The sequence below is a fragment of the Ruegeria sp. AM1 genome (assembly GCF_056540745.1).
The window spans coordinates 1381381-1393487 of sequence record NZ_JBQFXH010000001.1 but is presented as its reverse complement, the minus strand read 5'-3'; the positions used below and the strand labels follow the sequence as shown (position 1 = coordinate 1393487).

The window sequence follows — 12107 nt, the reverse complement described above, 5'->3', positions numbered from 1 at the left end:
TATGATGACCGATCTTTATCAGTCCCAGCGGGCGATGCGGCAGATGCGCAGGCAGGCGATGCAACGGGGTGTTGTCGCCATTCTCGACGTAGGCAGTTCCAAGATTTCCTGTCTTGTCCTGCGGTTCGACGGCACCGGTCGTCTGAGCGAGGATAACACGATCGGTTCGATGGCCGGTCAGACGGGTTTCCGCGTGATCGGTGCGGCCACCACACGCTCGCGCGGTGTTCAGTTCGGCGAAGTCACCGCCATGCAGGAAACCGAACGCGCCATTCGCACCGCGCTGCAGGCGGCGCAGAAAATGGCCGATATTCGCGTCGATCACGTCATTGCCTGTTTCTCGGGCGCGAATCCGCGCTCTTATGGTCTGGATGCGCAGGTTGAGCTGGATGGCCAACTGGTCAGCGAGGCTGAGGTGGGCCGTGTACTCAACGCCTGCGACGTGCCGGACTACGGGGCAGGGCGTGAAGTGTTGCATGCGCAGCCGGTAAATTTTGCGCTGGATAACCGCTCGGGCCTGATCGATCCGCGTGGTCAGATGGGGCAGAGCCTTGCGGTCGACATGCATATGCTGACCGTGGACGCGATGGCAATCCAGAACATCGTGCGCTGTATCAAGCGCTGTGACCTTGAATTGGCTGGTATCGCCAATTCGGCCTATGTCTCGGGCATATCGGCACTGGTCGAGGATGAACAAGAGCTCGGCGCGGCCTGTATCGATATGGGCGGCGGCACCACCAGCATCTCGATCTTTATGAAGAAACACATGATCTATGCCGATTGCGTGCGCATGGGCGGTGATCATGTGACCAGCGACATTTCTATGGGGCTGGGCGTTCCCGCAGCCGTGGCTGAGCGGATCAAAACCTTCAATGGCGGCGTCCATGCCACCGGCGCAGACGACCGCGACCTGATTGATATCGGCGGCGATACCGGCGATTGGGAACATGACCGCCGCACCGTTAGCCGCGCCGAATTGATCGGCATCATGCGTCCCCGGGTTGAGGAAATCCTCGAAGAGGTCCGCGTGCGCCTGGATGCGGCCGGGTTCGAACACCTGCCCAGCCAGCAGATCGTGCTGACCGGCGGTGGCAGCCAGATCATGGGGCTTGACGGGCTGGCCAGCCGCATTCTCGGCCAGCGCGTGCGTCTTGGCCGCCCCCTGCGCGTCCATGGCCTGCCGCAATCGGCCACCGGCCCGGGCTTTTCGTCGGCAGTGGGCCTGAGCCTCTTTGCCGCGCACCCGCAGGACGAATGGTGGGATTTTGAAATCCCCGCCGATACTTATGCGGCCCGTCCCTTTAAACGCGCCGTGCGCTGGTTCCGTGACAATTGGTAAAATCATCACTTCGGCTTTTGCTACTTTGCTGCCTTGTGCCGGTCAGGCCCAGACCCTGATCGCGCCTGAGGTATTTCTGTCTGCGGTGCAGGGCAAAACAGTCACCTTCCATGAATTCCCCAGCGGCTCCCTGGTCGGGACCGAAGAGTTTCTGAGCCCCACCTTGTCAGTTTGGCGCATGGAGGGGCGTGGCTGCGTCTATGGGCAGATCACCACGCCGAATGGGCAAATCTGCTTTCTTTATGATGATGACGCAGACGGCATCCCGGTCTGCTGGTGGCCATATGACTATAAAGGTACGCTTATGGTTCGCCTCGCCACGCTGACGAATGCGCAAATCCAAGAGGTGCGCAGCATCACCGAAGACGGTTTGAACTGTCCGGAAGTCCCCATCAGCTGAAGAAACCGGTTGCGGCCCGGAGATTTATCCCTCAAGATATCCACAGGACCCGGCAGAGGTCCGGCGGCAGGCCCTGAGCAGTTTACCGCATGTTAAAGGCTTAAGATTCGAAGCACACGTGCCCGCATATGTTCCGGGCGCGTCGGTCGGCTGGATTGTGCTTTCTGCGGCGCGCGCCGCTATATCTGTGCGCGCTGGCAAAATGCCGCTGTTTGGTGCCTTATTTCCTCCATATTTTGTGGAATCACGTGATTTTTGGCGTGACCTTTGGGGATTGGAAATGTAGAATCAACGACGGATAGGTAAGAAAAACACCGCTTTGGCGGGAACATAAATACAGGCGGACAGAGCATGACATTGAATCTTTCGATGCCCGGGCACGAAGAACTGAAGCCTCGGATTACAGTATTTGGCGTTGGCGGTGCGGGCGGAAACGCTGTCAACAACATGATTGAAAAACAATTGGACGGCGTTGATTTCGTGGTGGCCAACACCGACGCGCAGGCCCTGCAGCAAAGCCATTCTTCGGCGCGCGTGCAGCTGGGTGTGAAAGTGACCGAAGGACTGGGGGCAGGCGCGCGTCCGACCGTTGGTGCCGCAGCCGCCGAAGAAAGCATCGAGCAGATCGTCGATCATCTAGCGGGCGCTCATATGTGCTTTATCACCGCCGGGATGGGCGGCGGCACCGGAACCGGCGCAGCCCCGATTATTGCGCAGGCCGCGCGTGAGCTGGGCGTGCTGACCGTTGGTGTCGTGACCAAACCCTTCCAGTTCGAAGGGGCCAAGCGCATGCGTCAGGCCGAGGACGGGGTTGAAGCGCTGCAAAAGGTCGTTGATACGCTGATCATCATCCCCAACCAGAACCTGTTCCGCCTCGCCAACGAAAAGACTACGTTCACCGAAGCCTTCTCGATGGCTGACGATGTTCTACACCAAGGCGTTAAAGGCGTGACCGACCTGATGGTCCGTCCGGGCCTTATCAACCTCGACTTTGCCGATGTTCGCGCCGTGATGGATGAGATGGGCAAGGCGATGATGGGCACGGGTGAGGGCGACGGTGAAGATCGCGCCATTCAGGCTGCCGAAAAGGCCATCGCCAACCCGCTACTGGACGAAATCAGCCTCAAGGGCGCCAAAGGCGTACTGATCAACATCACCGGCTCGCACGACCTGACCCTGTTCGAACTGGACGAGGCCGCTAACCGTATTCGCGAAGAGGTTGACCCCGAAGCCAACATCATCGTTGGTTCGACCCTCGACACCGAGATGGAAGGCCGGATGCGTGTTTCGGTTGTTGCAACCGGCATTGACGCTACCGAGTCCAAGGCTGAGGTGCCAGTCGCACGTCGTTCGATGTCGGCCCCTCTGTCGCGTACCGTGTCGGCAGAAGAGCCCGCGCCGGCGCAGGCTGAGGTTGCTGCCGAAGTTGCCGAACCCGCGCCGCAGGCTGAAGTGAACCGCGAGCCCTCGCTGTTCGAAGCGGCCGAAGAGCCAGCCCCGTCGCGCCTACAGTTTGAACCGCGTGAGGTTCAGCAACAGGCCGATGACGACCTGCCACCGCCGGCCTATCAGCCGCGCGTTGCCGAGTTCGAACCACAGCCTGAACCGGTGGAGCCTGCTCACGAAAGCTATGAACAGGCCCATGCCGCGACCCCGGGCACGCCTTCGCCGGAAGCACTGCAGCGCCTGCAAGCCGCCGTGCAGAACGTACCTTCGGCGGCGCAACGTCTGACAGCGTCGCGCCCGCAGGAACCGGCCGCACAGCCGCATGCCGATGCCGAAGAACGCCCACGCTTTGGCTTCAACCGCTTGATTGATCGGATGACCGGTCACGCGGCGGACACACCAGCACAGCCGGTGCGCCAGCAGCCTGCAATGCGCCAAGCTGACGCTACGGCACCTGCCCATCAAGAGGCCGACCCCGAGCAGGAACGGATCGAAATTCCGGCTTTCCTGCGCCGCCAGGCCAACTGATCGCGGTAACAAAATCATGACAAGGGCCGCCATCTGGCGGCTCTTTTTTGTTTGTTTACAGGCCTGTAAGGGGGGCTAAGCAGGGTTTTGCCTATCTGTTGCAGAACTGTTTCATTCAGTTACAAAGAGTGAATTGAGCCTTCATCGCCCGTCCCTTAACTGAGTGTGCAACACGGACCGCAAAGGCCGGACACCACTCTCTGAGGTTCAATTTGCAACATACGCTCAAATCTTCGGTTACGTTCAAGGGCGTCGGGCTGCACGGCGGTCAACCTGTAACCATGGTTCTGAAACCGGCTGCGGCGGGTCACGGGATCTGGTTCAAGCGGACCGATATTGAATTGGGCAATGCACTGGTTCCGGCAATCTATGACGTGGTTGAGCGTACCCCGCTCTGTACCCGTCTGGTCAATGATGCCGGTGCGTCGGTTTCGACCGTTGAACATATCATGGCGGCGCTGGCCGGGTGTGGCGTGCATAATGCAATGATCGAGATTGATGGTCCCGAAGTGCCAATTATGGATGGCTCGTCCATCGATTTTGTGCGCGGCATCATGGCCAAGGGCGTGCGTCGTCAGGCTAGCCCGGTTCTGGCCTATGAGGTGCTCAAGCCGGTCAAGGCATGGCGCGAAGGGGCCAGCGCTTCGATCGCTCCGGCGGATGGGTTGATCATTGATTTCCACATCGATTTCGAAGACAGCGCGATTGGTAACCAGACCAAAAGGCTGGACATGCGCAATGGCTCTTTTGCGCGCGAACTCAGCGATTGCCGCACCTTTTGCCGTCGCACAGATGTCGAGGCGATGCGCGAAAACGGGCTCGCTTTGGGGGGGACACTGGACAACGCAGTTGTCGTGCAGGGGGATGAGGTTCTGACCCCGGGCGGTTTCCGCCACGCGGATGAGGCTGTGCGTCACAAGATGCTGGACGCTCTGGGTGACCTGTATCTGGCGGGTGGTCCGATTCTGGGCCATTTCACCGGTGACAAATCCGGCCATTCGATGACCAACACGCTGCTGCGCAAGCTGTTCGAAACACCAGGTGCGGTGCGTCCGGTGCTGTGCACGTCGGAACAGGCCGCGCGCCTGCCGGGGCAGGGACTTGTCTGGGATGAAATCCCCGAAGTTGCCTGATCCGATCAACTCTTACGACATTTCGACCTGAGCGTGGATAAGGCGTTTTGCACTGCAATTTTATATGCTAGACCCAAGCCCAATCCGGGGTAAACCCAAAGGACAATACGACTAGGATGGGCGGTATGGTGAGCACCAAAGCGGCAGTCAGGCTTGCAAGTGCGATTCTTCTGGCGGCTACTTTAACCGCCTGCGGCAATGCAGGCGGACTGTTCGGAAAAAAGGGCGCTGATCGGTCGCAGAACCTCGAAGGGTTCACGCCCGAGCAGATTTACACCCGCGGTGAATACGAACTGGCGCAGAATCGCGCTGATGACGCAGCCTGGTATTTCTCAGAAGTTGAGCGGCTTTATCCCTATTCTGACTGGGCCAAACGCTCGCTGATTATGCAGGCGTTTTCGTTCCATTCGGACAGGAACTACGAAGAAAGCCGCGGCGCCGCGCAGCGCTATATCGACTTTTACCCAACCGATGAAGACGCCGCTTATGCGCAATATCTTCTGGCGCTCAGCTATTATGACCAGATTGACGAGGTTGGTCGTGATCAGGGCCTTACATTCCAGGCGCTGCAGTCGCTGCGTACGGTGATCGAGGTCTATCCCGACAGCGAATACGCCACATCCGCTGTTCTGAAGTTTGATCTGGCTTTTGATCATCTGGCCGGCAAGGAAATGGAGATCGGGCGCTATTACCTGCGTCAGGATCACTATACAGCCGCCATCAACCGGTTCCGCGTGGTGGTCGAGGATTTCCAGACCACATCCCACACCGCTGAGGCGCTGTACCGTCTGATCGAGGCATATCTGTCCCTGGGGCTGGTGGAAGAGGCACAGTCTGCGGGCGCCATTCTGGGTTTCAACTACCAGTCGTCGGAATGGTATGACGCGGGCTACAAGCTGCTGACCTCGCGCGGCCTGGACCTCAAGAGCCGTGGCAACAACTGGCTTGCTCAGATTTACCGCCAGACCATCAAGGGTGAGTGGATATAATCGCCATGGCTGTGCTTTTGGGACGTTAAAGACCCGATGCTGCGCGCCCTGGATATCCGCGACATGCTGATTATTGACCGGCTGGAGCTGAGCTTTCAGCCGGGTCTGAATGCGTTGACCGGCGAAACCGGCGCGGGCAAATCTATCCTGCTGGATTCGCTTGGTTTTGTACTGGGCTGGCGCGGTCGGGCCGAGCTGGTCCGGCAAGGTGCTGCGCAGGGCGAGGTTATTGCGGAGTTTGAGCTGCCCGCCGACCATCCTGCCCATGCGGTTCTGGAAGAGGCCGGTTTGCCCGGAGGCGACGAACTGATCCTTCGTCGGGTCAATACGTCAGAGGGGCGTAAAACCGCATGGGTCAACGACCGCCGTTGCTCGGGCGAGGTGCTGCGGGCGTTATCAGAGACCCTGATCGAGCTGCATGGCCAACATGATGATCGGGGCCTGCTTAACCCGCGCGGGCACCGGGCGATGCTGGATACCTATGCCGGGGCAGGGAATCAGCTAACCGCCGTTCGCGCCGCATGGCTGGACATGTCCCGCGCGCGTAAAGCGCTGGCCGAAACTGAGGTTGCGCTCGCAGCGATGCGCGCTGAGGAAGAGTTCCTGCGCCATTCCGTCTCGGAACTGGACCAGCTTGACCCGCAGCCGGGCGAAGATGCTGAACTGGATACCCGCCGTCGAATGATGCAAGGGGCCGAGCGCATTCGCGACGACGTGGCCCGGGCCTTTGATTTGCTGTGCAATGACGGGGCCGAGGGGGCAATGTCTGATGCCGTGCGTTGGCTTGAAGGGGTGTCCGACAATGCGGGTGGCCAATTGGAAGCCCCTGTTGCGGCTTTGGGCCGTGCCCTGATCGAATTGGGTGAGGCACAGGATGGTGTCAACGCCTGCCTTCAGGCGCTGGATTTCAACCCGGCTGATCTGGAAGCAACAGAGGAACGCCTGTTCGCCATCCGTGCGCTGGCCCGCAAACACGATGTCGCGCCAGATGATCTTGGTACATTTGCCGAAACCCTGCGCGACCGGCTGAACCGGCTTGAGGCAGGGGATGCCGATCTGGCCGATCGCCGCGCCGCCGTGGAGGCAGCTCAGGCCGCCTATGACGCCGCCGCGCAGATGCTCAGCACGGCCCGCCAACAGGCCGCCGGGCAGTTGGATGCTGCAGTTATGGCCGAACTTGCTCCACTCAAGATGGAGCGAGCGGTTTTTCAAACCGAAATCACCCTGGCTGATCCCAGCCCCGAAGGCGTGGACGCCGTGGCGTTTACCGTGGCTACCAACCCCGGCGCGCCGTCCGGTCCGCTCAATAAGATCGCCTCGGGTGGAGAGCTCAGTCGCTTTCTACTGGCGCTCAAAGTTTGCCTGACCGGAGAAGACAGTGCCCGTACGATGATTTTCGACGAGATTGACCGAGGCGTCGGTGGGGCCACCGCAGATGCGGTGGGTCGGCGCTTGGCGTCGCTCGCGCAGGGCGGGCAGGTTCTGGTGGTCACGCATTCACCGCAGGTGGCTGCGCGTGCTGCCCATCACTGGCGGGTTCAGAAACATGTCGCCGAGGGTCAGACGCTTTCAACAGTGATCCCGCTGGCGGACCCTGACCGGGTGGATGAAATCGCGCGCATGGTCGCGGGTGACACCATCACGGACGAGGCCCGCGCCGCCGCGCGCGCTTTGTTACAGGCTTGAAATCAACCTAAACCTTGCCGCCAACCGCCTTTTATGTGACGGCTCCGTGGCTTACTAAGGGTCATCAGGTACGCCCCGAGGGACAATGACCCAATCTACCCGCACCATTCTGCGCAACCAGCTCAATCAGGCTCTGGCCGCGATCAAGGATGCCTGGCGGGTCATGCGTCGGCGCGGACCCAGCCAGATTCAGTTCTGGTTCATCGCTTTGGCCATCGGGGTCGTGGCCGGGTTTATGGCGCTTGGGTTTCGCAAGGGCATCACGGCGCTACAGGCTTATATTTACGACACCGAGGACATCCTGCTCTTGCACAGCCATGCCGAGATGCTGCCCTGGTTTCTGGTGTTCATCACCCCGGTGATCGGTGGGCTGGTGGTCGGCATCATTCTGCACAAGTTCACCGATGACGGGCGTGTGCGGTCGGTGGCGGACGTGATCGAAGGGGCCGCTGTCACTGATGGACGGGTCGAAACCAAGGCCGGGATCGCGTCACTTTTTGCTTCACTTATCACGCTCAGCTCGGGCGGCTCGACGGGCCGGGAAGGGCCGGTGGTTCATATGGCCGGCGTAATCTCGACCTGGGTCAGCAATCGCATCCACGCCGATGGCATCACCGGGCGTGACCTGTTGGGCTGTGCGGTGGCCGCTGCTGTCTCGGCCAGCTTTAATGCGCCAATTGCCGGAGCGCTCTTTGCGCTAGAGGTTGTGTTGCGCCACTTCGCCGTGCACGCCTTTGCTCCGATTGTGATTGCCTCGGTTGCTGGGACCGTCATCAACCGGCTCGAATATGGTGACGTAACTGAATTTGCGCTGGAAACGCCCGGCTCCCTGCAATTCTATGTCGAACTGCCTGCCTTTCTGATCCTTGGCCTGATTTGCGGGCTGGTTTCGCTGGTGCTGATGCGCTCGATCTTCTTTGCCGAGGACATTGGCACCCATGTCCAGAACCGCCTGTCCCTGCCGCGCTGGCTGCGCCCAGCGATATCCGGGGCGATGCTGGGCATACTGGCCGTCTGGTTCCCGCATATCATCGGCGTTGGCTATGAAACCACGATCCGCGCCCTGACCGGAGACCTCGTGCTAACGACCGCCATTCTGTTTGCCGTGGTTAAAACCCTGGCTGTCGCCATCACGATGGGCGGGCGTATGGGCGGAGGGGTGTTCTCACCTTCGCTTATGATCGGCGCACTAACCGGGCTCGCTTTTGGTCTGATTGCCACCGGGTTGCTGCCGGACGTGTCCGGCACCCATACGCTCTATGCTTTTGCCGGAATGGGGGCTGTTGCTGCAGCTGTTCTGGGCGCGCCCATCTCAACCACGCTGATCGTGTTTGAACTGACCGGAGACTGGCAGATCGGCCTTGCCGTGATGGTCTCGGTCTCCATGTCCACCGCGCTTGCCTCACGCCTCGTGGACCGGTCTTTCTTCCTAACCCAACTCGAACGCCGCAACGTGCACCTCGCTGCCGGGCCGCAAGCCTATCTGCTGGCCATGATGCGCGCAGGTGCGGTGATGCGCCCGCTGGGTGATGCGCGATCCATGAGCAAGGAAGAGGCAGAGGCCCTGATCGAACAGGGGCTCTGCGTGCAGGCCAGCGCAACGCTTGAGGCCGCAATGCCCTATTTCGACCGCGATGATATTCCCTGTATCCCAGTTGTGATTGTGGATGAAACAGGCTGCGAAGACCCCGTCGGCGCGCTCTATCACGTCGATGCGCTCAAGGCCTATAACCGCGCGCTGGCGGCTACTGCGGCGGAAGAGCATTCCTGATTTCAAAATAGTGGGTGCTGTCTCACGGACCAAAGGAAACAATCACTTACTGGCAAACGACGCAGTCCATTGGCTTCGACATTGACCAGCGCGGCGTTAAATCGGGCTAGTTGGCCGCTCGCTCCGGCAGCGTCCTGTCTAGTGTCCAGTCTCGAGCAGAACACTCAAATGCTTCATCTCGAAAATAGAAAATGAAGTGCTTTTGGTTCTCTGGGTTTTCGCTGACGACATTCCACGCAACATTGCTCTCCGAAATATCTTGGCCGCAGACTTCAAAGAATTCACCCCATCTGGGGGCCGAGTGCGAAAATCTGCCTTTCCCAGAATACCAGGCCTCATCATTGGTCGGGTCGACGCGCCACCGGCTGCAATCTAGAAACGAGAGCGTCGCCTTTTCTCCCTCAAGCGCATCATAGGCGAACGCATTCAGGTAGAATGTTACGGAAACCAGATCACCGGAAACATGCACCTTTGGGCAAGGAGCATTGGGATCGGCGTTCCATGTTTTGTTAAGGTGCAGGAAGTCAAACTCACTCATTTGCGCTCGGCAGAAGGTCGATGCCCGCCCGAGATCAGGCGCTTTGCCAAACCACCTACAACTGCTCCACCTTGACCGAATCCACCGCATAAAAAGCCAGATGATCCTTCAACCCGGCCACTGCGGCGACCGGCTCTTCATAGCTCCAGACAGCATTCTCAGTCACCGAGGACTTATTCACGATCGAGAAATGCACGGCATGGCCCTTGTGTGGGCAATGCGTAACCTTGTCCGTGCGATCGAGAAAAGCCATAGCGATATCACTGCGCGGGAAATAGATCACCGGATCATAGTCGCCCTCGATAACCTCCAATGCATTGGTGGTTTCGCCCAGAATGGCGCCGCCCGAACGAACGCTCCATTTTCCCGGTGCCTTGCGGATCGTGATCTCAGTCATCTCTGCTCCTTCCCTCGTCGTCGGGGCCTTTCCTCTGCCCCGTTTTTGTAACAGCCCAGTGTCATACCGGTGCGGTTGCGGCATCCAACCACAGCTGCGCCTCCTCGCTCAGCCGCGGTCGGACCTTTTCTGTAACCTCGTGATGATAGGCATTCAACCACGCACGCTCTTCCCGCGTCAGCATGTCCACTACGATCAGGCGACGGTCGATCGGCACGTAGGTCAGCGTTTGCCAGCACAGCATCGCGCGCTCAGAATCTCCGCCCGCTAACTGCGGGGCCTCTTCGACAACCACCAGATTTTCGATGCGGATACCAAAGGCCCCCTCGCGATAATATCCCGGTTCATTCGACAGGATCATGCCGGGCTCCAGCGGCACATGGCTGACGCGCGACAGTCGTTGTGGGCCCTCATGCACGCTCAGATAAGCGCCGACGCCGTGTCCGACCCCATGGTTGAAATCCTGCCCCGCCAGCCACAGCGGCTGGCGTGCAACGCATTCGATGTCCCGCCCGGCCAGCCCCACGGGCCAGCGCAGCATCGACATGGCAATCATGCCTTTCAACACACGGGTAAAGCACGCCTTTTCCTCATCCCCGACCGCACCGATGGCAATGGTTCGGGTGATGTCGGTGGTGCCGTCCAGATATTGCCCACCGCTGTCCAGCACCAGCAGGTGACCGTCTTCTAGACGGCTGTCAGTGTCCTCAGTGACGCGGTAGTGCATGATCGCGCCGTTGGGGCCGGTGCCTGCGATGGTCTCGAATGAGATATCCCGTAATGCATTGTCCTTGCGGCGGCACTCTTCCAGCCGGGTGACAACCTGCGTCTCGCGTACGGTGCCCGGGGCTTGGCCATCTAGCCAGCACAGCAATTCGACGACCGCTACCGCGTCGCGCAGATGCGCAGCGGCACTGCCCGCGATCTCAGCCGCGTTTTTGCGGGCCTTGGGCAAGGCGCAGGGATCGCCGCCATCGACCATCCGGTCGCCCAACAGGTCAGCAACGATTTGCGGCAGCGTGCCCGGATCAACCTGAACCGGGCCGTCCAGATTGCTGACTGCGTCCAGAAAAGCTTCGGGTGCGCGCAGACTTACCTGAGGCCCAAAATGATCTCCAAGCCCTTTCAGCTTGGCAGTGGCCATGAAAAGGTCGACGCGCCCGTCGCTGTGCAGAATGGCGAACCCGTGCGCCACCGGATTGCGCGGAATGTCCGAGCCGCGGATGTTCAGCAACCACATGATCGAATCCGGCAGCGTGATCACCGCTGCCATCCGTCCATCGCGTCTCAGATCATCGGCCAGCCTGCCGATTTTGCTTTCAGCGCTTTCGCCGGCGAATTCAATCGGATGGGCCTTGACTGACTGCATCGGCGGGTCGGGCTGGTCTTGCCATATCCGATCCACCAGATTGTCACTGCGCACCAGTTCGATACCGCTGCCGTCCAGCTCTTGCTGTGCTTTGGTGATCTGCCCGGCCGCATGCAGCCAGGGGTCAAAACCGACCTTGCCGCCGTCGGGCAGCTGTTCTTTCAACCACGCACTCAGGCTGACATCGGGCCAGGGCACCGGCGTATAAACATCCGCGACCTGAGCCTTTACCTGCGTGCGATAGCGCCCGTCGATAAACACCCCGGCCACATCCGTCAGTGCCGCACAAAAACCAGCCGATCCGGTAAACCCGGTCAACCACGACAAACGCTCATCCCGAGGGGCGACATATTCGCCTTGATGTGCATCCGCTCGCGGGATCAGGAACCCGTCCAGCTCCTCGCGCGCCAGTTCCTGCCGCAGGGCGGCCAGCCGCGGCGGCCCTTGTTCCGGGCGTGAGGTAACTTCGAAAGACTGGAACATCGCGGCCTCGTTCAATGCGTAACGCGCT

Annotated in this window: 10 protein-coding genes; 7 read left to right on the top strand and 3 right to left on the bottom strand. The window is 60.0% G+C overall.

Going from position 1 to position 12107, the window contains the following annotated elements:
- Positions 1 to 4 precede the first annotated feature (4 nt).
- The 7 genes from ftsA (at position 5) to ACR0I7_RS06915 (ending at position 9292) form a co-directional block, all read left to right on the top strand.
- The gene (ftsA, locus tag ACR0I7_RS06945; protein WP_480509491.1) at positions 5 to 1339 is read left to right on the top strand and encodes a cell division protein FtsA; all 1335 of its coding nucleotides are present in this window, start codon (positions 5 to 7) and stop codon (positions 1337 to 1339) included.
- Positions 1326 to 1739 (top strand): hypothetical protein, encoded by a 414-nt coding sequence (locus ACR0I7_RS06940; protein ID WP_480509490.1) that lies wholly within the window; start codon positions 1326 to 1328, stop codon positions 1737 to 1739. Before ftsA ends, ACR0I7_RS06940 begins: the two co-directional genes overlap by 14 nt.
- Positions 1740 to 2090: 351 nt before the next feature.
- Positions 2091 to 3713, top strand: coding sequence for a cell division protein FtsZ (gene ftsZ, locus ACR0I7_RS06935; RefSeq protein ID WP_480509489.1), 1623 nt, complete (start codon positions 2091 to 2093; stop codon positions 3711 to 3713).
- A gap of 212 nt (positions 3714 to 3925) precedes the next feature.
- The gene (gene lpxC, locus ACR0I7_RS06930; protein ID WP_480509488.1) at positions 3926 to 4846 is read left to right on the top strand and encodes a UDP-3-O-acyl-N-acetylglucosamine deacetylase; all 921 of its coding nucleotides are present in this window, start codon (positions 3926 to 3928) and stop codon (positions 4844 to 4846) included.
- Between the two features lie 125 nt (positions 4847 to 4971).
- Positions 4972 to 5835: an outer membrane protein assembly factor BamD gene (locus ACR0I7_RS06925; RefSeq protein WP_480509487.1), complete on the top strand. Its 864-nt coding sequence runs from the start codon at positions 4972 to 4974 to the stop codon at positions 5833 to 5835.
- Between the two features lie 36 nt (positions 5836 to 5871).
- Entirely contained in the window at positions 5872 to 7521 is a 1650-nt protein-coding gene (gene recN, locus ACR0I7_RS06920; protein ID WP_480509486.1) for a DNA repair protein RecN, read from the top strand.
- 85 nt (positions 7522 to 7606) lie between these two features.
- Positions 7607 to 9292 carry a chloride channel protein gene (locus tag ACR0I7_RS06915; protein WP_480509485.1) on the top strand — a complete coding sequence of 562 codons (1686 nt, stop codon included), beginning with the start codon at positions 7607 to 7609 and terminating at the stop codon, positions 9290 to 9292.
- 106 nt (positions 9293 to 9398) lie between these two features.
- Here the strand turns inward: ACR0I7_RS06915 and ACR0I7_RS06910 are convergent, their stop codons facing one another.
- From ACR0I7_RS06910 to ACR0I7_RS06900, 3 genes are all read right to left on the bottom strand, one after another.
- Positions 9399 to 9830 (bottom strand): hypothetical protein, encoded by a 432-nt coding sequence (locus tag ACR0I7_RS06910; protein WP_480509484.1) that lies wholly within the window; start codon positions 9828 to 9830, stop codon positions 9399 to 9401.
- Between the two features lie 55 nt (positions 9831 to 9885).
- On the bottom strand, positions 9886 to 10227 hold the full coding sequence (locus tag ACR0I7_RS06905) for a DUF427 domain-containing protein (RefSeq protein ID WP_480509483.1): 342 nt from the start codon (positions 10225 to 10227) through the stop codon (positions 9886 to 9888).
- 61 nt (positions 10228 to 10288) lie between these two features.
- A complete protein-coding gene (locus ACR0I7_RS06900; RefSeq protein ID WP_480509482.1) occupies positions 10289 to 12079 on the bottom strand; it encodes an aminopeptidase P family protein in 1791 nt (596 codons plus the stop codon).
- Between the last annotated feature and the right edge of the window lie 28 nt (positions 12080 to 12107).

Excerpts from the sequence above, each read along its gene's own strand:
- ftsA (WP_480509491.1), top strand. The coding sequence starts at position 5 with ATGACCGATCTTTATCAGTCCCAGCGGGCGATGCGGCAGATGCGCAGG.
- ftsZ (WP_480509489.1), top strand. The coding sequence starts at position 2,091 with ATGACATTGAATCTTTCGATGCCCGGGCACGAAGAACTGAAGCCTCGG.
- ACR0I7_RS06925 (WP_480509487.1), top strand. The coding sequence starts at position 4,972 with ATGGTGAGCACCAAAGCGGCAGTCAGGCTTGCAAGTGCGATTCTTCTG.
- recN (WP_480509486.1), top strand. The coding sequence starts at position 5,872 with ATGCTGCGCGCCCTGGATATCCGCGACATGCTGATTATTGACCGGCTG.
- ACR0I7_RS06915 (WP_480509485.1), top strand. The coding sequence starts at position 7,607 with ATGACCCAATCTACCCGCACCATTCTGCGCAACCAGCTCAATCAGGCT.
- ACR0I7_RS06910 (WP_480509484.1), bottom strand. The coding sequence starts at position 9,830 with ATGAGTGAGTTTGACTTCCTGCACCTTAACAAAACATGGAACGCCGAT.
- ACR0I7_RS06905 (WP_480509483.1), bottom strand. The coding sequence starts at position 10,227 with ATGACTGAGATCACGATCCGCAAGGCACCGGGAAAATGGAGCGTTCGT.
- ACR0I7_RS06900 (WP_480509482.1), bottom strand. The coding sequence starts at position 12,079 with ATGTTCCAGTCTTTCGAAGTTACCTCACGCCCGGAACAAGGGCCGCCG.